The following is a 23,402-nucleotide window of genomic DNA, read 5'->3' on the forward strand; positions in this document are numbered from 1 at the left end:
TTTAGTAATGAAGTACATAAACAGCAGCTCCTGTACCGGTTTGATTAATCTTTAATCTCTCAGATATACCGTTGGTACCTACACTTATAGCTGTATTATAGTTTCCATTTTGATTTAATTGTACTTCATGGTTTTGAGCACCGTGTAAACTATAGTCTAAAAACAAATTGCTATTTCCTATTTGTTGCACCTGCTCTCTAACCCTTAAAGCATTTATTTTAAGATTAGAAATATTAAAGTTTCCATCTTGTACTATAGTAACCTCTGCATTATCAGAGGCTATTTGAGAAATTGCAGTATTATTAAGTCCCACTTGCGCAATAAAAACGGAGTTTTTTAAAACGGGAGTTTGTTGTATTTGCTGGTTTGCAGCATAATTTAATTGTGAGTTATTAGTCTTAAATGAAACGTCAGATATTACCTCTTTATCGTCTACATAATTTTGAGCAAAGCCACAAAAAGAAACCAATACAAATAATAAAACTACATTTTTCATATTATCAGATTTAAAAAACAAGAATAACCGCGAGTAAGTAACTCGCGATTATCTTGTTAAAAATTATTTTAGAAACTGTGTGCTGCAGTAGCAGCCGCTCTTTTCATTTGAGCAGTTAATGCTACGTTTGCATTTCTTTGAATTACTACAGCGCTATTGCTACCTGAAGTTGCTGCTGGTGATCCACTTAAAGGGTTGTTTTGGTTCACAACACTTACTTGTCCATTTCCTGTTTGGTCTACAACAGCCATGTTTCCATTAGCTCTTTGATTGATTACAGAAGAGTTATCAAAACCATTCTGGATAGAAGTTGCTATGTTACCTGCAACCTGTCCATTTGCTTGAAAAATACTAGAGTAGTTATCATCTTGATACTGCTCTTGAAAAGCTTGGTTGTCATTTCCAGCTTGTGTAGATCTAGCTTCGTTATTATTACCAGCTTGATACTGCTCTAGAGAGTTATTTCCTCCAGTTGTAAGACCTATAAGGTTTTGCTCATTTACAGCAATGTTTCCAGTTCCTACTTGCTCTTGAAAAGCAGAATCACCTACTAATCTTTGAGAAGAGTACGCTTCGTTTAAGTCACCTTCTTGAACTTGTTGTGTAAATGCGTCAGTAGCTTGAACAGATGCATCACCTTGATCAGATTCTGCATAGTTTCCTAAACCTAGACTACCTGAACCACCATCTTGAATCTGTATCAATTCATTGTTATCACCATATTGCTCACCTATAGCAACATGTCCTGCACTTTGATTAGGATTTGCTCCTTGAGACTGGTAAGATCTGTTACCTACACCAGCTGCTTGGTCATTTCTTTGAAGTATAGAAGCTTCATTATTATCCCAACGTTGTTGTACCTCAGCATAGTTTTCCTTACCATCTTGATCTACAAGAGCAAGGTTACTTTCTGCTTGTTGTGGTGTGTCTGCACCTTGTTGAACTAACGCTGTGTTATCCAACCCTACTTGGATACCAAAGTTTTCGTTCAAATCACCCTGTTGAGTTACTGTGTAAGCATTTCCTTCACCTGACTGAGCAATCTCAGAATAATTAAGGTGCCCACTTATACTAGGCTGTACATTACCCCATTGTAATACGGTAGCCGTGTTACGGTTAGTTGCGTTTGTACCGGTTTGTGAGATAAAAGAACCGTTTGCAGTACCTTGTTGAGATACAAGAGCATCACTACCAGTTCCTTTTTGATCTACATTAGAATAGTTACCACCTACAGTCGCTGCTGCAGTAGGAACTGTTTGTTGTGCAGGACTCGCTATTGTTTGTGGAGTCTGTGCTATTGCTACAGTACCAGCAAGAAGTGCTGCTACACTTAAGATAATTCGTTTCATAATAAATATTTAGATTGAGTTGATATGTAAAAAATCCAACATCTAAATAATTAGATGTTGGATAAAGTTGCTTCTGTTTAGAAGTTATGAACTTTAGTTGCTGCTGCTTTTTGAAGCTGAGCATTTAAAGAAACATTTGCATTTCTTTGAATAATAGTAGCTGTGTTACTTCCAGAAGTTGCTGCTGGAGAACCACTTAATGGAGTATTTTGATTCACAACACTTACTTGACCATTACCTGTTTGATCTACCATAGACATGTTTCCATTTGCTCTTTGGTTGATTAAAGAAGAGTTGTCAAAACCGTTTTGAATAGATGTAGCTATGTTACCTACAACCTGTCCATTTCCTTGAGTTATTTTAGAGTAGTTATCATCTTGATACTGCTCTTGAAATGCTTGGTTATCATTACCGTTTTGTAATGATCTAGCCTCATTCCCATTACCAGCTTGGTATTGATCTACATAGTTATCACCACCGTTTAAAGAACCACCTAAGTTTTGCTCATTAACAGCCATGTTTCCATTTCCTAGTTGCTCTTGAAAAGCAGTATCACCTACTAGTTTTTGAGAAGAATAAGCTTCGTTTAATTCACCTTCTTGAATTTGTTGAGCAAAAGCACCTGTTGCTCCTGTAACAGCATCTCCTTGGTTAGACTGTGCATAGTTACCTAATCCAGTAGGACCACTAGAAGCACCATCTTGAATTTGTACCAACTCATTGTCATCACCATATTGCTCACCTATAGCAACATGTCCTGCACTTTGGTTAGGATTTGCCCCTTGAGACTGGTAAGATCTGTTACCTACGCCAGCCACTTGGTCATTTCTTTGAAGTATAGAAGCTTCATTATTATCCCAACGTTGTTGTACCTCAGCATAGTTATCCTTACCGTCTTGATCTACAAGTGCTAGGTTACTTTCTGCCTGTTGTGGTGTATCTGCACCTTGTTGAACTAACGCTGTGTTGTCCAACCCTACTTGGACACCATAGTTTTCATTCAAATCACCTTGTTGAGTTACTGTATAAGCGTTTCCTTCACCAGACTGTGCAATATCAGAATAGTTAAGATGACCACTTATACTAGGTTGTACATTACCCCATTGTAATACGGTAGCCGTGTTACGGTTAATTGCATTTGTACCTGTCTGTGAGATGTAAGAACCATTTGCTGTACCTTGTTGAGATACTAAAGCATCACTACCAGTTCCTTTCTGGTCTACATTAGAGTAGTTACCTCCTACAGTCGCTGCAGATGTTGGTACTGCTTGCTGTCCTGGATTAGTAATTGTTTGCGGCGTCTGTGCTATCGCTACAGTTCCTGCAAGAAGTGCCGCAACACTTAAGATTAATCGTTTCATAATAAAATATTTAGAATTAATAAATACACATTCATTGAGCATGAAACAAGAAAACCTTACGCGTTTAATCGTTCATTGAACATACGTTCTTTTAATCTATAGGGACTTTATTATTACTCGGCTGTAGGGATAACCTTGTAATTGTCATAAACATTTGCAGGGATGCTGTTTACTTCTGACATGGTAAATATAGGCGATGATTTTAATGCTATGCAAACACCTTTTTTGACTTATGATGGGTATTTTCTGTTATCTGAGGCTTGAAAATCGAGCAATGACAATACTTAAGCTTAATATGTTAAAAAACAATGTTTTAGACATACTACACAAATACTCTTTGTAATACGTAAAACAGAATGTGAAAAACTCGATTATTTTAGTTTAAATTTAACAAATTGTAAGTATTAGACTACAACGTAATGCCGATTTATGATTATTAAAACCGATTTTTATCAATTCCTCATCAAATTATCCTTAGTTACGATGTATAATTAAAAAAAAAGAGCATGCCTTACAGCATGCTCTTTCATAAAATAAATTATTAGTTCTACAGTCTTATTTAATTAGACCATAGCTGCGATTCACAAACTCAGTCAATTTCTCACCTTTAAGTAATCCTTGAGATAATTTTGCAAGATCAACTGCTTGTTGAATAAGTCCAGTTTTTTTAGCTTCATCTTTCTCATTAAAGATAGTTTGTACTAAATCGTGATTACCGTTAACCACTAGGTTGTGCATGTCAGGCATGTTACCAAAGCCCATCATACCTCCACCACCAGACGCTTGCATTTCTTTCATACGTCTCATAAATTCTGGCTGTGTGATAATAAACGGTGCTGCATCACTACTCATAGCTTCTACTTGTACCGTATATTCTGCATCCTTTATAGTATCAGTAATTACTTTTTGAAGAGATTCTTTCTCCTCATCAGATAATTTAGAGATTTGCTCTTCATCTTTCTTGATAAGGTTATCAACATGATCAGCATCTACTCTTACAAAAGAAACATTCTCTTTAGATCCTTCTAATTTCTGCATAAGGTGCGAGATAATAGGAGAGTCTAATAACAGTACTTCATAACCTCTTTCTGTCGCTGCTGCTACGTAAGAATGTTGAGTCTCTTTATTTGAAGTATAAAGAATTACTGTCTTACCATCTTTATCGGTCTGTGCATCTTTAATTTTTTCTACCAGTTCATCCCATAAGTAATAAGAACCATCTACAGTAGGGTATAAAGCAAACTTATCTGCTTTATCAAAGAATTTCTCCTCGCTTAACATACCGTATTCGATAACGATTTTGATATCGTTCCACTTTTCTTCAAAACCTTTACGGTCATCGTTGAAAAGACTCTTTAATTTATCGGCTACCTTACGAGTAATGTAGCTAGAAATTTTCTTTACAGCACCATCTGCCTGTAAGTAAGAACGAGATACATTTAATGGAATATCTGGAGAATCTATAACACCACGCAACATGGTTAAAAATTCTGGTACAATTCCTTCTACGTTATCTGTAACATACACTTGGTTTTGATACAATTGTATACGATCCTTCTGTACATTAAGATCCTGAGTCATCTTAGGGAAATATAAAATCCCTGTAAGATTAAAAGGATAATCTACATTAAGGTGAATGTTAAAAAGAGGCTCTTCAAATTGCGTAGGGTACAACTCACGATAGAAACCTTTATAATCTGCTTCTTCTAACTCGCTAGGCTGTTTAGTCCATGCTGGAGAAGGGTTGTTGATGATATTATCTACTTCTTCAGTAGGTGCAGCATCTTCTTCTGCAGCTCCTTCTGGTTTTTCTAGAGTTTCTGTTCTCATACCAAATTTGATAGGCACTGGCATGAACTTGTTGTACTTATTAAGAAGCTCTGTAATACGGCTTTCTTCTAAGAATTCCGTCTCGTCGTCAGATATATGAAGAATAATCTCGGTACCAAAATCTTCTTTAGTCGCAGGCTCTAGCGTATAATTAGGAGATCCATCACAAGTCCAGTGCACAGCTGCATCACCTCTAAATGACTTTGTAATAATTTCTACCTGGTCTGCTACCATAAAGGCAGAATAGAATCCTAGACCGAAATGACCTATGATACCACTATCCTTTGCAGTGTCTTTATATTTTTCTAGAAACTCTTCAGCTCCAGAAAACGCTACTTCATTAATATATTTCTGTACCTCATCTTCAGACATACCTAGACCTTGATCTATAATATGAAGCGTTTTTGCTTCTTTATCGATCTTAATCTCAATTTTTTGATCACCTAATTCTACACTCGCCTCACCTATTCTAGCAAGGTGTTGTAATTTTAATGTAGCATCAGTTGCGTTAGAGACCAATTCTCTTAAGAATATCTCGTGATCGCTGTATAAAAACTTTTTAATAAGCGGGAAAATATTTTCCACCGCTACGTTAATGGTTCCTTTTTGTGACATATTATTTTATTGTTCTATTAAGTTTATATCTGTTCCGCTTTCGCGAAAGCGGAATTATTAATTACCTCTTGCCTATTTCAAGCCTTGTACCATTTAAAAGAATACGACAACCTGACAGTTTAATTATAGTTTTAAAACTACTGATTATCGACCCAAAGCCACCGTTGCTGTACTGACCATTTCATAAACTTTAATATAAGCACATATTTGTATCGCCCATTGTAAGGAAGTGTATAGATTTTAGGGGAAGAGTCGTGGCGAGCAATCCTGCGGCTTTTCTCTTTTTTAATCGAGTTTTTAATGCACAAACACATATGGCTTTTTAAAGACTATACTTTATTAATAATGAAGAGAAATAAAGCTAACACCCATTTAAGCTCTTATAGAAATTACAGGAATATATGTCAGTTCACGCATGTACCTAATGTAAAAATGAGAAGTTTTAACTCATAACAAATAATGAAAAAATAAGAAAATTAACTTAAAGAGTTTTAAAACGTTAATTTTAACCACTAACCAACCTATCTCTACCATGAAAAATAACATCCTTAAATCTTTTCTTTTATTAACCATCGCTATAAGTTTAACTTCTTGCGAGTGGAATAAAGATACTCCTAAACATAACGATCCATCACCAGAAGAAATAGCTAAGAAATGGAACAATACAAAGGGGAAAATCTCTAATAAAGAAGCTAACCAATTAGAAGAGAATTATAAGAAATTGCTTTATAATGGATCCAGAGATTCTCTAATCGATGCAAATGGTGAGGTATATAAAGATACTAGAGAAGTCTGGTTTGACATAGAAGAGTTGAAAAACTACATTGCTTATATCGAGCAACATGGTAAGGATAACAATTATGATCAATTAGGTATAAGAGTCTATTTAGGTACTAAAGAACCGATTAAAGATGGCAAGGCCGTTACTACGCTATTCTTTTATGGAACTGGACATGCTAATGGTCTTACTTCACAAAGAAGTACGACACAGTCAGCTCTAGATACTAATATCCCGGGAATAGATGGTCTTAATAAAGGAACGTCTGGAATGCCTCCTAAGGATTTAATATACCCATAGTTTTATGCAGCATGACTATACATATTATTATATTTCTACAGCCATAATTTATGCGTTGATCCTTATTACTACATGGGTCACTGTTAAAAACTGGAGTTATTTGAGTAAAACAAAGGAATGGATATTTCTCCCTTTTCTTTGTTTTACCATTGTTATAGAACTTATAAGTAATTATTATGTATGGATTCTTGTTAGGAATGCATCTATAGTTCTAGATTTTTATACGTTGATTGCGATGCTATTTACTATTTACTGGTTTTACTCTTATTTGAGAATAAAATGGCTAGCAATTATAAGCTCTATTTTAATGATAGCTAGTTACTTAATAAGCGTTTATTATGTAGAATCTTATGTAGACGAGTTGCCTGCTATTGTTATAGCTGCCGCATTAATCATAACGCTTAATGTTTTTATCTTTTTTAATAAAATGCTGCTTAACAATAAGGTGAAAAAATACACAAATCACAGACCATTCTGGATTACCATAGGCTTATTTGTCTTTCATATAAATGCGATGCCACTAGTGCTATTTTTACCTAACCTTAAAAGATTAACCTGGCAAGTTAGCGGTGTACTAGTATTTATTAACCTGATTATGTATGGCTGTTTCATATACGCTTTAAGTTTGAAATCTGCTCGAGATGAATAATTATGACTACTTTATAGGCGCTTTTATATTTGTACTGGTCATTACCATCGGTATTATCTCTTTATTTATCACCTTTAATAATAGAAAGAATCAATTACTTAATGAAAAACTTGAAGAACAACTAGCCGCTCAAAAAAGACAACATAATAGCGAATTAAATGCGCTGCGTAGTCAACTCAATCCACATTTTGTACATAATAGTTTAAACGCAATTCAGTACTATATACAACGTAATGAAGTAGAAATCTCTGAAGATTATCTTACTAAGTTCTCTAAACTCATGCGTCTTTTCTTTGATTATTCTAGAAAGAAATTAATCACTCTAGAAGAAGAAATATCGTTTCTAACTAAGTATTTACAAATCGAGAAATTGAGGTTTGAAGAGAAAATAAGTTATAGCATAGAGGTAGACAGTCACTTAGATAAAGAAAACACCTTTATCCCAACCATGATTTTACAACCCATGTTAGAGAATGCTGTTAATCATGGTATTTTTCATAAACTAGGTGCTGGACATATTATTATGAGCTTTGATCTATTACCAGAAAAAAACGGTTACAAAGTAAGTATCATAGACGATGGTATAGGTTGTGAAAAATCTAGAGAAATTCAAAAAAACCAAAAAGCTAATACCAAAGCACACAGTAGTGAAGTCATAAAAGAACGACTAGACATTTTAAACGAAAGCCAAGAATGGTCCATAGATTATGAAATCATAGACCGCTCCATACATAAAGGAGAATCAGGCACAGCGGTTTACATCACTTTTAAACACATCGAGGAAGAATGAATATCAAGACTATTATTATAGATGACGAGCCTAAGGCTATTGCTATTTTAAAGAATAAGATAGCACGCTTTTGTCCAGAATTAGACATAGTGGCTACTATAGAAAAACCTCAAGATGCTTTTGACACGATAAACGAGTTGAAACCAGATCTTGTTTTTATAGATATAGCTATGCCTGGTATGAGTGGCTTTGAAGTATTAAAGCAATTTTCAAATCCTAATTTTGAAATTATTTTTGCTACGGCCTTTGATCAATATGCTCTCGATGCGATTAAACATTGTGCGATAGGTTATCTAGTGAAACCTATCGATAATGAAGATCTAGTAGAGGCAGTCGATAATGCAACACGTAATATTACCGATAAGAATGCACTAGAAAAGAATAAAATTCTAATCGAAAATCTAGGTATTCAAAAATTCCAAAAAAAGAAAATTGTTATTCCATCTACTGAAGGTCTAGAATTTGTAAAAGTTAAAACCATTACCCATTGTGAAGGTGTAGACGGTTATACTAAAATTCATTTTATAGATAGTAAACCTATTCTCAGCTCTCACAGTATAGGACATTTTAAAAAACTGTTAGATCATAAAGATTTCTATCATGTGCATAAATCTTACATCATTAATATGATTTTTGTAGAGCGTTATTTAAACGATGGCTACGTAGTTTTAGAAGGCAACACCAGCATACCTGTATCTAGAGCAAAACGTACCGACTTTTTAAATCAGCTCAAAGGTTAATTAATTCATACTTCAAGTATACTAAGAAAGGCTATTCATTTCTTAAAGCTTAATTTTGTTTTAAAGATATTAAAGTGGATATAGAATCAGACCTTTATGGTAATGCATTAGTAGATTTTCATCAAGGAAACTACAGTGAAGATATTACAGTTTTAAGTACCACTATGGAAGATGACGTTATGCCACTTCCCTATCTTTTTAGATCTTATGATCAAATGCCGGCTCTAGAAAAGAAAGCATTGCTACTTTCCACAGGTACTGTTCTAGATGTAGGTGCTGGCGCAGGTTCTCACTCCTTATACCTAGAGAGTAATGGGCTTACCATTACCGCATTAGATCAAAGTCCTGGAGCTATAACTGTTTTAAAAGAACGATTAAAATCGCCTGATTCTAAAATAGTTCTAGAAAGCATATGGGAACATAAAGAAAAGTACGACACTATTCTTCTACTTATGAATGGTACTGGCATTTTTGAAAAATTATCTCGTGCTACTTCCAGTCTAGAGAATTTAAAAAACCTACTGAATGAAAACGGACAGATTCTAATAGACAGTTCTGACCTGAGATTTCTCTATGAAGACGAAGAAGATGGTGGCCTGTGGGTAGACCCTAGCAAAGAATATTATGGAGAAGTCACCTTCTCTTTACAATATAAAGGAATAGAATCTGCATCATTTGATTGGTTATACATGGATTTTGAACTTCTTAAAACACATGCTCAAAAAGCTGGTTTAAAAGCAGATCTCGTTCAAAAAGGAGAACATTATGACTATCTCGCACGTCTTACTAAAATTTAACATACTTCTCACACGCTGTTAAACTTGAAATAAACGCAGTTACCCACCTCTATTAGTTCATTATCTTTATGTTTTAACATAAATAAAATGAAAACTGCATTAATAACCGGTGCCAGCAGCGGTATAGGTAAAGAACTCGCAAAAATACATGCTTCACAAGGTGGTCATCTGGTTATCATAGCCAGGAGCGGTGATCAATTGCGATTACTTAAAGAAGAATTAGAAAACCAGTATAACGTTTCTGTTCATGTTATTGAAAAAGATCTTACCAATTATAACGCTACACAAGAGATCTACAACGAAGTAAAATCGGCTGGTATTCAAGTAGATTATTTGATTAACAATGCAGGTTTTGGTGGTATAGGTAAGTTTCATGAAAGAGACTGGGCACAAGATCAAAATATGATTCTGCTCAACATTACTGCATTAACACATCTATGTCGTTTATTTATACCAGACTTTGTAGAGCGCAATGAAGGGAAAATACTCAACGTTTCTTCTACCGCGAGTCTTATGCCAGGACCTATGCAGGCCGTTTACTTTGCGACTAAGGCCTTTGTAACCTCACTGAGCAACGCACTTTCTCAAGAATTATCACCTACTAATATTACGGTGACTAATTTAATGCCTGGCGCTACAGATACTGGTTTTGGTAAAACATCGGGAATGGATAAAACATCTCTGTTTGACAACACCGCTACACCACTAGATGTTGCCACTACGGCATATAACGCAATGATTGAAGGTAAAATGGATATCAAAGCCGGTCTGACATTTACGCAAAAAGCCATGCTCCATACTCTACCCATCACGCCTAAAAAAGTGATTCTAAAAATGGTAGAAAAAATGCAACAGCCTAAAAATTAACTAAAAAATTAAAATAATAGTTCCGCTTTCGCGAAAGCGAGATCAAAATAATCCTCAAAAACAATACAAGATGAATAAACCAGATTTCTCAAAATTAAAAGCACTTTATATAAACTGTACTCTTAAAAGATCACCAGAAAAAAGTCATACTAAAGTTCTTATGGATGTAAGCGCAAACATTATGAAAAAAGAAGGTGTAGACGTTGAGCACATACGTTTTATAGATCATGATGTAGCAACTGGTGTACAACCTGACATGACAGAACATGGCTGGGATACCGACGCGTGGAATGATATTTATAAAAAAGTGGACGCTGCAGATATTTTAATTATCGGTACTCCTATATGGTTAGGTGAAAAGTCGTCACAAGCACAATTATTAATTGAACGTTTATATTCCATGAGTGGGCTTACTAACGATAAAGGACAGTATAAATTCTATGGAAAAGTAGGTGGTACTATTATCACAGGTAATGAAGATGGTATTAAACACTGCGCTATGGGAATTTTATATTCCATGCAACATGTAGGTTATTCCATACCACCACAAGCAGATGCTGGATGGATAGGAGAAGCTGGTCCTGGACCTAGTTATGGAGATGATGGTAAAGTCGGTCTGGATAATGACTTTACTAAACGTAATACCACATTTATGACCTATAATTTAATGCACCTTGCAAAAATGCTTAAAGAAAATGGCGGCTATTCTACCTATGGTAATTCAAAAGAAGAATGGAATAATGGTAATAAATGGGCTTTTAATAACCCAGAATATAGATAGACTATTCTTTTAAAGTAGCTATGTAGGTTACTGGATGGTCATACATATCACCTTTTACATCTATCAGGTACACGTTTGTGCCTGGTAGATTTCTAGAGGTAACTCTATGAGAACCTACTACATTACCATAATTTTTAAATGTGGTTACCTCACCTTCTATTTCTAGTTCATAATATTCAAAACCCTTTGTGTAAAAGGATCCAAAAACAAAATGATTACCACCAGAACTGCCGTTACCTGTAACTGCCTGGTCGGTTATTTTTATATGATCTCTATAGTGAGTTATGTACTTTTTTGCCCGATCACATTCTAAGTATTCTGATAACATGGTATTACATGTTTTTCTATCCCCATAAGCACTGTCCCATAGAGCTCGTGGCAGGTTATTTATTCGATATTCTTGATTTGCATAAGTTAGAATGGTGATTCCTAGGGTGTATTTAAAGCATAGCAAGCCCGGTAATACTTGTTTTTCAAACGCATCTACAGCGCGATGATAGCTTATAGAGTCATTCTTCATTGCAATTTCATAACTTAGACTATCTGGGAATTTATGTGTAGCAAACGGTCCGTTTTTTGCCAACTCTTTCTCTAGATCTTCTTTAAATTTCACTCCATTAAAAGGGTGTTCTGGTATTAAAACAGGTGTCGCACTTATGTTATCAAATCGTTCTAACTCACCTTCTCTATTGTACCGATAAAACTGTCCGTTTTTATTTATGAAAGTATTTCTTGAGACAGAAACAGAGTCTATTATATTTAAATTCTTATCAAATTTTGCTATAACTTTTTTACTATAACTATCACCATCAGCATCTAGTATTTCAACATATGCCATCAACTCATTCTTACTGGTAGTATAAATGGTATCTATTCTCATACCAGCAGATTTAATCGAGATCATATCATTAGAATGGTCTGGAAAAGCTGCCATTTCAGGAAACTTATCATCTTCTGTCCTGGTGTAGCCACAACTAGTAAGTTGTACTATAACTAAGGAAATGATTATAATTTTGATTAAGTTTTTCATTTTACAAACTTAACGTTTACTAATAAACTTAGACGTGTTTAAATAAAAACGCCAGGGCAAATCTTTATCTTCTTGTGCATAATTTATACCTATTCTGGTGGTGGTTGTGATCTCGCTTTCGCGAAAGCGGAACTGATCATTCTCTTCTACCCACACTAGATCTCCCGTAAGAAAAGCACCGTAATGTGATTTATCTAAGGCAAAAGCTTTACTGAAATTACCTGGTCCAGAAGTGAGTGTTTTATCTAGTTTTAATTTATTGCGACGTTCTAACATCACTTCTACTCCATCTACAGGCTCTACAGCGCGTATAAGAATCGCGTCTGCCTGGTCTTTAGAATTAGTTATGATATTAAACAGGTTATGAATACCATAGCATAAGTAAACATAAGCAACGCCACCGTCCTCATACATCACCTTAGTACGGTCTGTAAACTTACCTAAATGTGCATGACAGGCCTTATCATCATAACCACGATAAGCTTCGGTCTCTGTTATAATACCAGATGTCAATTGATCGTTTATATTAGATACTATTTTCTTACCTATTAAATCCTTTGCGATAGCTACTACATCTTCTTGTTGATAATAAGATGCAGGTATTTTTTTGGAAAGGTTTTTGTTCATACCTAAATATAATTCAGTTCACGCCATTCATTATGATGCTTAAGATTTTTTTAATAGTAGGGTTGCTTTTAACGACTAATTTTTGTCTGTCCCAAGACACTGGAAAAAATGAAAAAATTATTTCTGTAATGTCTACCGTTTATTTTGAAACTGATAGCGATCAATTTTATCATGATTCTCGTAAGACAATTGAGGATTTGTTTCTTTTTAAAAATGGATCCGTTGTTAAACAAATAATACTAACTGGTTTTTGTGATGAACATGGATCGAATTCAAATAATAAAGATTTAGCTTTAAGAAGAGTAAAAAATGTTCAAGATTTTTTCAATTCTAAAGGCAATTTTGATCCATCGATATTTGAAATTCATGTTCGAGGAGAGTTAAATCCAAGCGACTTGGAATATTTTGAAGGGGATTATCAATTAAATAGACGTGTACAAATAAATGTTAGCTATGAATATCCAGATTCAACTTTACTAAATAGAAATAGAGACAGCGAAGTCATAGCTGTTGAATCACAAGAAAAAAGTTTACAAAAGATCTCATCCAAAATTACAGACAGTCTTAAATTAAATGACAAATTGGTTTTTAACAATGTCATCTTCTACCCTGGCACACACCGATTAAGAGAAATTTCTCATCCTGTAATGGACTCAATTATCAACTCTTTAATGATTCATAAAAAGTACGAAATAGAAATACAAGGTCACATATGTTGCAACGGTTTAAATGAACCTGGACTCGATAAAGACACAGGACAGTGGAATCTCTCTACTGCCAGAGCAGAGCAAATTAAGAGGTTCTTTGTAAAATATGGCTTAGACCCTACTCGATTTACTACTATAGGAAAAATGGCCAATTTTAAAACTGGCAAGAGTGATTTTTATGACCGTCGCGTAGAATTGCACATCACGGCGATAAGGGAAAACGAGACAGAAAAGGAATAACAAAAGCATTGAAAATCGTTTACCTTTGTAGCTTGTAAAAAACCTATATGTCATTTGAAAAATTAGGACTCGATCCTGCACTTATAAAATCCCTTAACGATCAGAATTTAACACAGCCTACTCCTATACAAGAACAGGCTATTCCTGTAATTCTAGAAGGAAAAGATGTGCTGGGTATTGCAAAAACTGGTTCTGGTAAAACAGCTAGTTATGCGTTGCCACTTCTTCAAAATTTAAAAGGTATTAAATCTAAAAACAGATTCATAAGTGGTCTTGTAATGGTACCTACTCGAGAACTTGCCGTACAAGTGAGTGAGGTGATTAAAACTTTTTCTAAGGCACTGGACCAACCTCTTATTACAATGCCTGTTTATGGTGGTGTGAGTATTAATCCTCAAATGATGAAGATGAATACAGTAGACGTGTTGGTGGCTACACCAGGACGACTTATTGAGCTGGTAGAGGCTAACGCTGTGGTTCTTAAAGAATGTAAGGTTCTTGTGCTGGATGAGGCAGATAAAATGCTCTCTCTAGGCTTTAAAGAAGAGATGGATGCTGTTCTTTATCATTTACCTAAAAAGAAACAAAACTTATTATTTTCGGCTACTTTAAGTCGTGAAGTTAAAGATATTCAAGAAGGATTATTAACTGATCCAGTAGTCATAGAAATTGAAGAAGAAGAGCAAGATTATTCTCTTATCAAACAATTAGGTTACCGTGTTACTCAAGAAAAAAGAGGCGTTCTTTTAAGACATCTTATTGAAGAGCATGACATGCAACAAGTGTTGATCTTTTGTTCTTCCACCTATCAAGTAGATCATGTAAATGATAAGCTTAACGTTAATGGAATAAAATCCAAAGCGATACACGGTAAAAAAACTCAAGGCGTGCGTAATGCAAATCTAGAAGCTTTTAAAAATCATGCAGAAACTGGCGTGCGATGTCTCGTTACTACAGATTTGCTTTCTCGAGGTATAGATATTGAGTTCTTACCTTATGTAATTAATTATGAGTTGCCTCGCTCTCCTAAAGATTACATACATCGTATAGGTAGAACTGGTCGTGCAGAAAACGCTGGTACAGCGATCTCTTTAGTTTCTAAAGAAGAGTCAAATCACATGAGAACTATTCAAAAGAAAACAAAATTAAAAGTCTGGATGGAAGATTTACCAGAGTGGAATTCTTAACAGCTTCAACTAATTAAATACAAAAAGCGATACTTACACAAGTATCGCTTTTTTTCGTTTTAGTATAATCTACACTATTTATTAACTCTTTTTGAGCAATTTAATAGTAGACATAGAATTCTCTTCGTCTGTTATTCTGACAAAGTAAGCACCGTCCTGTAAATCCTGAATGGAGATTCTTTCTTCCACATTTCCTTTTCTAGAATACACTTCTTTACCAAGTATATTATAAATAGAAACCGAATGAATAGCCGTTGCAGAATTGCTTTGTATAGTAAGATCATTTACCGCAGGGTTAGGTGCGATAGAAAATTCTGTTTTTTCAATTAATTCATTAGATAAAGTACAGTTAGAGCTATCTATGGTTGTAAATGATCCAAAATCCCAAAATTGATTGAATTGTAAACAATAGAAAAACACCGTTTGATAATCTGCTATACTGACATTATTAGGTAAAGCTGCTGTATAGCTAGAAGCACCAGAAAAACTAGAAACAAGACCTATTTCTATTCGAGGGCTGTTTAAGAAGTTATTAGGTACCGTTAACTGGCTATCTGTTAATGTACCACGATCTACTAAGAATATTCTAACATCTGGTCCAGCCGCTGTAGAGAAATTATTTCCTAGATTTACTGATACCGTATTGTTTGCATTAAGAACAACATCTATATCTCCAGACACATCATAATTAGGAACGGTATTGTTACCAAAATTGCTCGCAGGTTGCGAACATTGTGCTTGCACAAGCCCTATGGTGAATAAATAAGTAATTAATAAAGTAATTTTTTTCATGTGAATCCACTTTTAAGTTTGACCAAATCTCATAAAATGATATAACAATAATATCACAGAAAGGTTCTTTTAGTATTTAATTACTGGCACATATCTAGTAATAGATAGCATTGAAAATTCATTTTATTTACTTGACAAACAATTGTATAGCTATTTCAAAAAAGAATTTAATAAAAGGCACAAAGATTGATAACCAATCATTCATGAAAAACCTACCAACCTTATTACTCTTATGTGTACTGATTTTAACATCTTGTAAAACAGACACAAAAACTTCTATTGAGGAGTCAAAACAATTTGATTACCGTGCTTATTTACTCAAAGACCAAAATGCACCTACGATCAAGGTTACATCTAATTTTGAGGTAAATCAAATTCTTAAAAGTGTACATTCAATCTTTGCTGATAGTTTACCTGTTTCTCATTTTAATTCTCAATATCATGATATAGTAATTGCCTCAGAATCTTGGGATCATTCATTAAGTAGAAGAGCACCTATAGCACATGGGTTTATTAATACCGAATTAATCATTACTGATTCTCTAATATTTTTTAATTATAAAACTTTGAAATTAGATCAACTTGAAGCAGAAAGTTATGACTGGTTCATAGAAAATATTGAAGAGAAGAGAAATTTTTATATACAGATTTTGATTGACGTTAAAACAAATGAATCTGATATCTATAGTGCATTAAAAACACTTTCTAATGGTTACATAAAATCAATGGAACGACTCGCTCAAGAGTTTTTTGAAAAACCATTAAATCAGTTAATAGTAGAAGAACTAGAATATTTAAAAGACAAAAGACAATTCACTTTAAAATTTGTAAAATTTAATTAATGAAAAACCTACCAGCCCTTTTATTTTTATGTGTACTGATTTTAACATCCTGTAAAACAGATACAAAAACTTCTACAATAGAAAAAGCGCCATTTGATTACACCAGTTATTTGTTGAGTCATAACGATAGTGTACCTACTTTAGAAATAGAATTTGATCAACCAGATTCATTATTCTTTGAAGAATTAAATAAAAAAATACTACCTAATGGTTGTGAGACTTTTAAAGATTTCAATTTAAAAATTGACAGTTTAACTATTGGAGCAAGATTAAATCAACCATGTGGAATACCAATGTTTTGTGGTGTAAGAATGAATGTTCAAATTCTAATTAATCAAGAAAATAGAATATTTATAGATTCAGAAAACCTTGAAGATTTTTCTAATATTGAATTAAAAACGAACGAAATAATTAGGGATAACACCAATTTATATTCTTACAAAAACAAAACCGGAATTATGATTATAAGAGATAAAAAAGCAAATAAAAAATTAAGCAAAGTCGTTCTCAACGCTTTTGTTAGTTCATACACTAGATATATGGATAGTCTGTCTGTAAATAACTACAGTAAACATCTTGAAGAATTAAACTTAAAAGAACTAGATAACCTTAAAAAAGAAAGAATTTTGGTACTCGATTATTGGAATTATCCTGAACCGAGTTTACCAAAGTTAAAATATTAACTTCAAGAAGAGAAGATTAATAAGTAATAAAGTTCATAGCATTTACACATATGGAAAGGAGTCACTTTATAAATTGGGAAATGTAAAAGCAGATTCCGCATCAAGTGCGGAATGACAAGATTAAAACCTACTCTGCTTTAAAATCTAGACTTAAACTATTCACACAATGTCTTATTCCTGTTGCTGTCGGGCCATCGTTAAAAACATGACCTAAGTGGCTGCCACAATTAGAACACATAATCTCTGTACGTATCATACCGTGAGTGGTATCACGTTTACGCTCAATTGCTCCTTCTACTTCATCATCAAAGGAAGGCCACCCACAGCCTGAATCAAATTTTTGATCTGATTTATATAATTCATTACCACAAGCCGCACAACTGTAAACACCGCTGTCATAGTTTGTATTATGCTCTCCTGTAAATGGTCTTTCTGTTCCTTTCTCTCTTAACACATGGTATTGCTCTGGAGTAAGTTTATCTTTATATTCTTGTTCTGTCATGATCTAAAGTTCTTGAATTAATCTCGTTTTCGCAATAGCGATACAAAAAAAAGCTCTCGACTAGTTAGTCCAGAGCTCTCTTCAAATCTTACGCAACTTGTAATTTTATTTTCTTAAAGGAGGTAATTCCTGACCTTGTGGTATAAAATCTAAAGCTACACCATTTATACAGTGGCGTTTACCAGTAGTTTTTCTAGGACCATCGCTAAATTCATGACCTAGGTGAGAACCGCAAGTGTTACATTTCAATTCTGTACGTGCATATCCTATTTTATAATCGGTATCGCGCTCTACCTGTCCTTCTATCGCTCTATCATAACTAGGCCATCCTGTACCAGAATCAAATTTATGTGCGTTATCATAAACTGGTGCATAACATGCACCACATACTAGTGTACCTGGAGCATATTGTTTATTTAAAGGACTCGTGTGTGGACGTTCTGTTCCAGCTTCTCTCAACACATTGTATTGAGATGCTGTTAGAACTTCTTTCCACTCTGCATTAGACTTCTTCACCTCATACACTTTTTCTTGTTGCATGTGATCATGAGAAGAATTCATTGCGATCTCTTTTGAGGTATTATTACCACAAGAGACAAAACCTATTGCCATAATGGCTATTAAAATATTTTTAATCATCTGTCTTATTTTTAGATATGGTAAAATTACGTACTAAAAGCGCATACAGTTGTTGCAATACTGTTAAGTATTGTGTCAATAATATCACAATTTCGTTTTAAAAAACTGACCTCATATTTGTAAATTTACCTCATGAATAAAAAAATAGCTATTATCATGGGGTCTACGAGCGACCTTCCAGTGATGCAAGACGCAATAGATGTTCTCAAAGAACTAGAAATAGAAATTCAGGTAGATGTGGTAAGCGCCCATCGCACACCAGAGAAAATGTTTGAATTCGGTAAAACAGCGCACGAAAACGGTATCGCTGTAATTATCGCAGGTGCTGGTGGTGCTGCACACTTACCAGGCATGGTAGCCAGTTTATCTCCATTACCTATAATAGGAGTGCCGGTTAAATCTAGTAATTCTATAGATGGCTGGGATAGTGTTCTTTCTATTTTACAAATGCCAGGCGGTGTACCAGTAGCAACTGTTGCTCTTAATGGTGCAAAAAACGCTGGTATTCTTGCTGCACAAATACTAGGTGCCACACAAGAAGATGTACGTGAGCGCATTATAAATTATAAACAAGGACTTAAAGAAAAAGTGACTAAGGCGGCTGCACAAATGCGTGAAAATGTCTAGAGCTTTTCAAATAGCCTCTATTTTTATTATTGCTTTAACCGCATTATGGTTCGGTTATGAAATGATGTTGAGACACTCTGTCCAGTGGCATTTCTTAACCGCAGGTGGTATTAATTTCTTGATGGCTGTTATTATTAATAGACAGTACACACAAAAAGATCACAACTATCTGGGCATCATTCATGGTGTTCTAATGGTGAGTCTTTTTGGATATGGTTATTTTTTCGTTTAACTACTTTGTTTAACCTTCAGAAGATAAAGTTTAACAAAATAGTAATGACTTTCTTCTTTCTGACCATTACTTTTACACTTATATGAGCACAGATAACAATCCTTTATTACAAGAGTTTCATACTTTTCATAACACAGCGCCTTTTTCATTGATCAAGGAGTCTGATTATGAGTCCGCTTTCGCGAAAGCGATACAAATAGCAAAAAAGGAAATAAATTCTATCACAGAGAATACAGAAGCACCTTCTTTTGAGAACACAATAGAAGCGCTAGATTCTTCTGGAGAGACACTAGGACGTATATCCAGCATCTTTTTTAACCTAAACAGTGCAGAAACTAATGACGAAATCCAGCGTATCGCTCGTGAGGTGAGTCCGCAGTTATCTGAATTCGGGAATGATGTAACTTTAAACTTAGAACTCTTTAAGCGTGTAAAAGCAGTTTATGATCAAAAAAATGATCTAGATTTAACTGAAGAACAAAAAACACTTTTAGATAAACAATACAAGCGTTTTTCTCGTAATGGTGCAAACCTAACCGACGATAAGAAAGTACGTTTAAGAGAAATAGATAGTGAGCTTTCAAAGTTGACTCTTGCATTTGGAGAGAACGTACTAGCAGCAACTAACGATTTTGAAATGCACCTAGAAGACGATTCTAGGCTTGCAGGTTTACCAGAAAGTGCAAAAGAAGCAGCTGCAGAAACTGCAAAAGCTAAAGATAAAACTGGATATGTTTTCACGCTGGATTACCCTAGCTACATTCCATTCATGACTTATGTAGATGATAGAAAATTGCGTGAGGAGATGTCAAAGGCTTTTGGTAAAAAAGCATATAAAGATGACCATGATAATCAAGAAAATGTACTGAACATAGTACGTTTAAGATATGAGCGTGCGCAGTTATTAGGTTATGAAACGCATGCACACTTTGTACTAGAAGAGCGCATGGCAAAAACTCCTGAAACCGTTATCCAGTTCTCGCAAGAGATTCTTGAAAAAGCAAAACCTGCCGCACAGCACGATTTTGATGAATTGACTAATTTTGCGATCTCGATTTCTAATCAGTCAGAGATTTCTGAATCAATAACAAAATTAGAAAAATGGGATGCGGCTTATTATTCAGAAAAATTAAAACAACGTCTATTTAGTCTGGACGACGAGTTGTTAAAACCCTACTTTAAATTAGAAAATGTAATTAATGGAGTTTTTGAAATCGCTAGCCGTCTATACGGTTTAAGCTTTGAAGAAACTCAAGAAATAGAAAAGTACCATCCCGATGTACTTACTTATGTAGTAAAAAATGAGGATGATAGTTTAAACTCTATTTTCTATGCAGACTTTTTTCCACGTAAAGGAAAACGTAATGGAGCCTGGATGACTTCTTTTAAAGGACAGTGGCATGATGCAAATGGAAACAACGTGAGACCACATGTTTCTAACGTGTGCAACTTTACAAAACCTACTGCTACAAAACCTTCTTTACTTACTTTTAATGAAGTAACGACTTTGTTTCATGAATTTGGTCACGCACTACACGGCATGCTAGCAGATACCAAGTATCAAAGCCTATCAGGTACTTCTGTATTTTGGGATTTTGTGGAGTTACCTAGTCAGGTATTAGAAAACTGGTGTTATGAAAAAGAAGCATTAGAGATATTTGCGAGACATTATGAAACTGACGAGGTAATACCTCTTGAGTATATAGAAAAAATAAAAGCAGCGGCTAATTTTCAAGAAGGATTGCAAACTTTAAGACAGCTTTCTTTTGGAATGTTAGATATGAACTGGCATGGTATAGACCCAACTGGTATTACAGATGTAAAAGCTCATGAGAGAAAAACATTTGACCAGACAGATCTTTATCCAGATGTAGCAAGTAGTTGTATGAGTACTTCTTTTGGACACATTTTCCAGGGTGGTTACAGCGCAGGATACTACAGTTATAAATGGGCAGAAGTTCTAGATGCAGATGCTTTTGAAATGTTTAAAGAAAACGGAATCTTTGATCGCACGACGGCTAAGAAATTTAGAGATCATGTTCTTTCTAGAGGTGGTACAGAAGATCCTATGTTATTATATACTCGTTTCCGCGGAAGCGAGCCTAAAATCGATGCTCTTCTAAAGAGAGCTGGTTTAATAAGTTAAAACAGTTTATTAAATATGCCAGAAGTTAAATTAATACCAGAAAAATGGGTGGACCGTTATGGTGACTACCTCTTTAATTTTACCATAAGTAGGGTTAACGATCCTATTATGGCGCAAGATCTGGTATCTGAAACTTTTCTGGCAGGTTTAAAAAGCGCGCATAGATTTAAAGGAAACTCTACAGAGAGAACCTGGTTGATTTCTATTCTTAAACGTAAGATTATAGACTATTATCGCAAGATAAACTCTAATAAAGGAAAGGCGGAAGTACGTATGAGCTATCTTTCTAATAGTGACCAAGAAGGCGACTGGATGGAAGAAAAGGCTCAAGACCTGCGCAATCCTAATGTAGAAGATACTATAGAACAAGAAGAATTAGGAAAAGCACTTGAAGAATGTATCGCCTGTCTACCAGAGAGATATGCCACTATATTTGTTCAAAAGACCATCGATAATCTAGAAACTGAAACGATATGTAAGGAACACGATATCACAGCGTCTAATTTATGGGTAATTATTCATAGAGCTCGAGTACAGCTTATGGAATGTATGAACAAGAAATGGCACAAAGACAACTAATCTGATGGGTAGATTTTTTATAAACTGCGACGAGGCAAGTATTTTAAGTACAAGAGAACAATATGGAGATCTTAATCCTAAGGAGGCTTTCCGTCATAAATTGCACCAAGGTCACTGCATACGATGCAGGTCTTTTCATAAAAATAACGAACGTTTCCAGCGCGAACTTAGAGGGCTCAAATGGGTTACACTGTCTGACTCACAAAAAGATTCTATTAAAAAAAGGATTGCAGCGTCTTTGAAAAAGTAGTACATCTTAAAACACATATTTAAAAAGAGCCATACGGCTCTTTTTTTTATGTCATCCAGTATAAAGCTAACCAAAAAACTGGTATGGCTTCTACAAAGAAACTGACACAATAATCTGCTTTAAATTTATCTGAAAACCATATTGCAATGGCTGTTATCACATAAATTAATAAGGGAATAAAGTAATACGGGAATTCATACTGCATGAAATAAAAGTGATGTAATAAGAAAGCACACAGCAATAATACTATACCGAGGTATTTAGTTTTTCTTGTTCCTACTAGTTGTGGTATTGTTTTTAAACTAGGGTCATCATATTTTAAATCTCGTATCTCAAAAGGAATCAATAAACTAAATACAAAGAGAAACAATTCTACAGATTTTATAATATAGGGCGTCCAGTTTATTTGCTCGATGGAGTTCAAACCATCTACATTCAAATTTACAATCTCTGAGTACACTGAATAAACTGGTAACACCATTATTACTAGCCACCATACCACCACCACAGTAATAACCTTAATAATGGACATTAACCTTAAACTTTTTTTATGGTAAAATGGTATCACATAAAATAAAGATAACAGACCTGATATAAGCAATACTATATAGGCTTGAGGACTTTCAAACAGTAATAAATAAGCACCTACTAGTGCGCTAATGACAGTGATTATAAAAATCCCTATTTTATATTTAAAATCTCTATTTTCATATACGAGTGTCGCATACTTTATAAAGTTATATCCTATAACCACAAAGCAAAAACCTAACAATGCAAAGTCTTCACTCAGTTTCACAAAACTATAGCAATGAAACACGTACAGTAAGGCTACAAAGCAAATTGCAACGTGCAAACTACTCTTTATATAGAAATCTAAAACGGTTTTTAATAACCTCATGGTTCAAATTTACAGCGCATAGTTAATAACTAGGTTAAAAAGGTTGAAAAATACCTATAAATCTAGAC

General features: G+C 34.5%; 26 protein-coding genes. 16 read left to right on the forward strand and 10 right to left on the reverse strand.

Annotated elements, in window-relative coordinates; all coding sequences use genetic code 11:
* Nucleotide 1: 1 nt before the first annotated feature.
* From ACJJVJ_RS04865 to htpG, 4 genes are all read right to left on the reverse strand, one after another.
* Nucleotides 2-496, reverse strand: a complete 495-nt coding sequence (locus tag ACJJVJ_RS04865) for a hypothetical protein (RefSeq protein ID WP_104515269.1) — start codon at nt 494-496, stop codon at nt 2-4.
* 68 nt (nt 497-564) lie between these two features.
* Complete coding sequence (locus ACJJVJ_RS04870; protein WP_405369363.1) at nt 565-1,845, reverse strand: hypothetical protein; 1,281 nt, start codon at nt 1,843-1,845, stop codon at nt 565-567.
* A 77-nt stretch (nt 1,846-1,922) separates the two neighbouring features.
* Complete coding sequence (locus ACJJVJ_RS04875) at nt 1,923-3,206, reverse strand: hypothetical protein (RefSeq protein ID WP_405369364.1); 1,284 nt, start codon at nt 3,204-3,206, stop codon at nt 1,923-1,925.
* Nucleotides 3,207-3,761: 555 nt separating this feature from the next.
* Nucleotides 3,762-5,651 (reverse strand): molecular chaperone HtpG, encoded by a 1,890-nt coding sequence (htpG, locus tag ACJJVJ_RS04880; protein WP_405369365.1) that lies wholly within the window; start codon nt 5,649-5,651, stop codon nt 3,762-3,764.
* 532 nt (nt 5,652-6,183) lie between these two features.
* Between htpG and ACJJVJ_RS04885 the strand changes: the two genes are divergently transcribed.
* From ACJJVJ_RS04885 to ACJJVJ_RS04915, 7 genes are all read left to right on the forward strand, one after another.
* Nucleotides 6,184-6,729, forward strand: coding sequence for a hypothetical protein (locus ACJJVJ_RS04885; RefSeq protein WP_405369366.1), 546 nt, complete (start codon nt 6,184-6,186; stop codon nt 6,727-6,729).
* Between the two features lie 4 nt (nt 6,730-6,733).
* On the forward strand, nt 6,734-7,378 hold the full coding sequence (locus ACJJVJ_RS04890; RefSeq protein ID WP_405369367.1) for a hypothetical protein: 645 nt from the start codon (nt 6,734-6,736) through the stop codon (nt 7,376-7,378).
* The gene (locus ACJJVJ_RS04895; RefSeq protein WP_405369368.1) at nt 7,371-8,168 is read left to right on the forward strand and encodes a sensor histidine kinase; all 798 of its coding nucleotides are present in this window, start codon (nt 7,371-7,373) and stop codon (nt 8,166-8,168) included. The genes ACJJVJ_RS04890 and ACJJVJ_RS04895 overlap by 8 nt, the downstream gene beginning before the upstream one ends.
* Nucleotides 8,165-8,908 carry a LytR/AlgR family response regulator transcription factor gene (locus ACJJVJ_RS04900; RefSeq protein WP_405369369.1) on the forward strand — a complete coding sequence of 248 codons (744 nt, stop codon included), beginning with the start codon at nt 8,165-8,167 and terminating at the stop codon, nt 8,906-8,908. The genes ACJJVJ_RS04895 and ACJJVJ_RS04900 overlap by 4 nt, the downstream gene beginning before the upstream one ends.
* A gap of 74 nt (nt 8,909-8,982) precedes the next feature.
* On the forward strand, nt 8,983-9,705 hold the full coding sequence (locus tag ACJJVJ_RS04905) for a class I SAM-dependent methyltransferase (RefSeq protein ID WP_405369370.1): 723 nt from the start codon (nt 8,983-8,985) through the stop codon (nt 9,703-9,705).
* A gap of 87 nt (nt 9,706-9,792) precedes the next feature.
* Nucleotides 9,793-10,572, forward strand: a complete 780-nt coding sequence (locus ACJJVJ_RS04910; RefSeq protein WP_405369371.1) for an SDR family NAD(P)-dependent oxidoreductase — start codon at nt 9,793-9,795, stop codon at nt 10,570-10,572.
* Between the two features lie 70 nt (nt 10,573-10,642).
* Entirely contained in the window at nt 10,643-11,353 is a 711-nt protein-coding gene (locus ACJJVJ_RS04915) for a flavodoxin family protein (RefSeq protein WP_104515282.1), read from the forward strand.
* 1 nt (nt 11,354) lies between these two features.
* On the opposite strand, the gene ACJJVJ_RS04920 is transcribed toward ACJJVJ_RS04915, so the two are convergent.
* Together ACJJVJ_RS04920 and ACJJVJ_RS04925 are read right to left on the reverse strand one after the other, a co-directional pair.
* The gene (locus ACJJVJ_RS04920) at nt 11,355-12,383 is read right to left on the reverse strand and encodes a hypothetical protein (protein WP_405369372.1); all 1,029 of its coding nucleotides are present in this window, start codon (nt 12,381-12,383) and stop codon (nt 11,355-11,357) included.
* Between the two features lie 9 nt (nt 12,384-12,392).
* The gene (locus ACJJVJ_RS04925; RefSeq protein WP_405369373.1) at nt 12,393-13,010 is read right to left on the reverse strand and encodes a DNA-3-methyladenine glycosylase; all 618 of its coding nucleotides are present in this window, start codon (nt 13,008-13,010) and stop codon (nt 12,393-12,395) included.
* Nucleotides 13,011-13,042: 32 nt separating this feature from the next.
* Between ACJJVJ_RS04925 and ACJJVJ_RS04930 the strand changes: the two genes are divergently transcribed.
* Nucleotides 13,043-13,957, forward strand: a complete 915-nt coding sequence (locus tag ACJJVJ_RS04930) for an OmpA family protein (RefSeq protein WP_405369374.1) — start codon at nt 13,043-13,045, stop codon at nt 13,955-13,957.
* 47 nt (nt 13,958-14,004) lie between these two features.
* A complete protein-coding gene (locus tag ACJJVJ_RS04935) occupies nt 14,005-15,144 on the forward strand; it encodes a DEAD/DEAH box helicase (protein ID WP_104515286.1) in 1,140 nt (379 codons plus the stop codon).
* A gap of 81 nt (nt 15,145-15,225) precedes the next feature.
* On the opposite strand, the gene ACJJVJ_RS04940 is transcribed toward ACJJVJ_RS04935, so the two are convergent.
* The gene (locus ACJJVJ_RS04940; RefSeq protein WP_405369375.1) at nt 15,226-15,936 is read right to left on the reverse strand and encodes a DM13 domain-containing protein; all 711 of its coding nucleotides are present in this window, start codon (nt 15,934-15,936) and stop codon (nt 15,226-15,228) included.
* 203 nt (nt 15,937-16,139) lie between these two features.
* Here ACJJVJ_RS04940 and ACJJVJ_RS04945 point away from each other — a divergent pair, with 203 nt between their 5' ends.
* Nucleotides 16,140-16,778, forward strand: a complete 639-nt coding sequence (locus ACJJVJ_RS04945) for a hypothetical protein (RefSeq protein WP_405369376.1) — start codon at nt 16,140-16,142, stop codon at nt 16,776-16,778.
* Nucleotides 16,778-17,461: a hypothetical protein gene (locus ACJJVJ_RS04950; protein ID WP_405369377.1), complete on the forward strand. Its 684-nt coding sequence runs from the start codon at nt 16,778-16,780 to the stop codon at nt 17,459-17,461. Before ACJJVJ_RS04945 ends, ACJJVJ_RS04950 begins: the two co-directional genes overlap by 1 nt.
* A 127-nt stretch (nt 17,462-17,588) precedes the next feature.
* Here ACJJVJ_RS04950 and msrB (ACJJVJ_RS04955) read toward each other — a convergent pair whose 3' ends face one another.
* Together msrB (ACJJVJ_RS04955) and msrB (ACJJVJ_RS04960) are read right to left on the reverse strand one after the other, a co-directional pair.
* Nucleotides 17,589-17,963, reverse strand: coding sequence for a peptide-methionine (R)-S-oxide reductase MsrB (gene msrB / locus ACJJVJ_RS04955; RefSeq protein ID WP_104515290.1), 375 nt, complete (start codon nt 17,961-17,963; stop codon nt 17,589-17,591).
* Nucleotides 17,964-18,068: 105 nt separating this feature from the next.
* Nucleotides 18,069-18,602 carry a peptide-methionine (R)-S-oxide reductase MsrB gene (gene msrB, locus ACJJVJ_RS04960; protein ID WP_405369378.1) on the reverse strand — a complete coding sequence of 178 codons (534 nt, stop codon included), beginning with the start codon at nt 18,600-18,602 and terminating at the stop codon, nt 18,069-18,071.
* A 132-nt stretch (nt 18,603-18,734) separates the two neighbouring features.
* Here msrB (ACJJVJ_RS04960) and purE point away from each other — a divergent pair, with 132 nt between their 5' ends.
* The 5 genes from purE (at nt 18,735) to ACJJVJ_RS04985 (ending at nt 22,436) form a co-directional block, all read left to right on the forward strand.
* Nucleotides 18,735-19,229 (forward strand): 5-(carboxyamino)imidazole ribonucleotide mutase, encoded by a 495-nt coding sequence (purE, locus tag ACJJVJ_RS04965; RefSeq protein WP_405369379.1) that lies wholly within the window; start codon nt 18,735-18,737, stop codon nt 19,227-19,229.
* On the forward strand, nt 19,222-19,461 hold the full coding sequence (locus ACJJVJ_RS04970; RefSeq protein WP_146080391.1) for a hypothetical protein: 240 nt from the start codon (nt 19,222-19,224) through the stop codon (nt 19,459-19,461). Before purE ends, ACJJVJ_RS04970 begins: the two co-directional genes overlap by 8 nt.
* An 82-nt stretch (nt 19,462-19,543) precedes the next feature.
* Complete coding sequence (locus tag ACJJVJ_RS04975) at nt 19,544-21,607, forward strand: M3 family metallopeptidase (RefSeq protein WP_405369380.1); 2,064 nt, start codon at nt 19,544-19,546, stop codon at nt 21,605-21,607.
* 15 nt (nt 21,608-21,622) lie between these two features.
* A complete protein-coding gene (locus tag ACJJVJ_RS04980) occupies nt 21,623-22,186 on the forward strand; it encodes a sigma-70 family RNA polymerase sigma factor (RefSeq protein ID WP_104515294.1) in 564 nt (187 codons plus the stop codon).
* Nucleotides 22,187-22,190: 4 nt separating this feature from the next.
* The gene (locus ACJJVJ_RS04985) at nt 22,191-22,436 is read left to right on the forward strand and encodes a hypothetical protein (RefSeq protein WP_405369381.1); all 246 of its coding nucleotides are present in this window, start codon (nt 22,191-22,193) and stop codon (nt 22,434-22,436) included.
* Between the two features lie 46 nt (nt 22,437-22,482).
* Here the strand turns inward: ACJJVJ_RS04985 and ACJJVJ_RS04990 are convergent, their stop codons facing one another.
* Nucleotides 22,483-23,334, reverse strand: a complete 852-nt coding sequence (locus ACJJVJ_RS04990) for a hypothetical protein (RefSeq protein WP_405369382.1) — start codon at nt 23,332-23,334, stop codon at nt 22,483-22,485.
* Nucleotides 23,335-23,402: the final 68 nt, after the last annotated feature.

Origin of the sequence: Nonlabens sp. Asnod2-A12 (assembly GCF_045063745.1) — a bacterium.
Classification (GTDB): domain Bacteria; phylum Bacteroidota; class Bacteroidia; order Flavobacteriales; family Flavobacteriaceae; genus Nonlabens; species Nonlabens xylanidelens.

Coding starts and splice junctions, on each gene's coding strand:
- ACJJVJ_RS04865 (WP_104515269.1), bottom strand. CDS start 496: ATGAAAAATGTAGTTTTATTATTTGTATTGGTTTCTTTTTGTGGCTTT.
- ACJJVJ_RS04870 (WP_405369363.1), bottom strand. CDS start 1,845: ATGAAACGAATTATCTTAAGTGTAGCAGCACTTCTTGCTGGTACTGTA.
- ACJJVJ_RS04875 (WP_405369364.1), bottom strand. CDS start 3,206: ATGAAACGATTAATCTTAAGTGTTGCGGCACTTCTTGCAGGAACTGTA.
- htpG (WP_405369365.1), bottom strand. CDS start 5,651: ATGTCACAAAAAGGAACCATTAACGTAGCGGTGGAAAATATTTTCCCG.
- ACJJVJ_RS04885 (WP_405369366.1), top strand. CDS start 6,184: ATGAAAAATAACATCCTTAAATCTTTTCTTTTATTAACCATCGCTATA.
- ACJJVJ_RS04890 (WP_405369367.1), top strand. CDS start 6,734: ATGCAGCATGACTATACATATTATTATATTTCTACAGCCATAATTTAT.
- ACJJVJ_RS04895 (WP_405369368.1), top strand. CDS start 7,371: ATGAATAATTATGACTACTTTATAGGCGCTTTTATATTTGTACTGGTC.
- ACJJVJ_RS04900 (WP_405369369.1), top strand. CDS start 8,165: ATGAATATCAAGACTATTATTATAGATGACGAGCCTAAGGCTATTGCT.
- ACJJVJ_RS04910 (WP_405369371.1), top strand. CDS start 9,793: ATGAAAACTGCATTAATAACCGGTGCCAGCAGCGGTATAGGTAAAGAA.
- ACJJVJ_RS04915 (WP_104515282.1), top strand. CDS start 10,643: ATGAATAAACCAGATTTCTCAAAATTAAAAGCACTTTATATAAACTGT.
- ACJJVJ_RS04920 (WP_405369372.1), bottom strand. CDS start 12,383: ATGAAAAACTTAATCAAAATTATAATCATTTCCTTAGTTATAGTACAA.
- ACJJVJ_RS04925 (WP_405369373.1), bottom strand. CDS start 13,010: ATGAACAAAAACCTTTCCAAAAAAATACCTGCATCTTATTATCAACAA.
- ACJJVJ_RS04930 (WP_405369374.1), top strand. CDS start 13,043: ATGATGCTTAAGATTTTTTTAATAGTAGGGTTGCTTTTAACGACTAAT.
- ACJJVJ_RS04935 (WP_104515286.1), top strand. CDS start 14,005: ATGTCATTTGAAAAATTAGGACTCGATCCTGCACTTATAAAATCCCTT.
- ACJJVJ_RS04940 (WP_405369375.1), bottom strand. CDS start 15,936: ATGAAAAAAATTACTTTATTAATTACTTATTTATTCACCATAGGGCTT.
- ACJJVJ_RS04945 (WP_405369376.1), top strand. CDS start 16,140: ATGAAAAACCTACCAACCTTATTACTCTTATGTGTACTGATTTTAACA.
- ACJJVJ_RS04950 (WP_405369377.1), top strand. CDS start 16,778: ATGAAAAACCTACCAGCCCTTTTATTTTTATGTGTACTGATTTTAACA.
- msrB (WP_104515290.1), bottom strand. CDS start 17,963: ATGACAGAACAAGAATATAAAGATAAACTTACTCCAGAGCAATACCAT.
- msrB (WP_405369378.1), bottom strand. CDS start 18,602: ATGATTAAAAATATTTTAATAGCCATTATGGCAATAGGTTTTGTCTCT.
- purE (WP_405369379.1), top strand. CDS start 18,735: ATGAATAAAAAAATAGCTATTATCATGGGGTCTACGAGCGACCTTCCA.
- ACJJVJ_RS04970 (WP_146080391.1), top strand. CDS start 19,222: ATGTCTAGAGCTTTTCAAATAGCCTCTATTTTTATTATTGCTTTAACC.
- ACJJVJ_RS04975 (WP_405369380.1), top strand. CDS start 19,544: ATGAGCACAGATAACAATCCTTTATTACAAGAGTTTCATACTTTTCAT.
- ACJJVJ_RS04980 (WP_104515294.1), top strand. CDS start 21,623: ATGCCAGAAGTTAAATTAATACCAGAAAAATGGGTGGACCGTTATGGT.
- ACJJVJ_RS04985 (WP_405369381.1), top strand. CDS start 22,191: ATGGGTAGATTTTTTATAAACTGCGACGAGGCAAGTATTTTAAGTACA.
- ACJJVJ_RS04990 (WP_405369382.1), bottom strand. CDS start 23,334: ATGAGGTTATTAAAAACCGTTTTAGATTTCTATATAAAGAGTAGTTTG.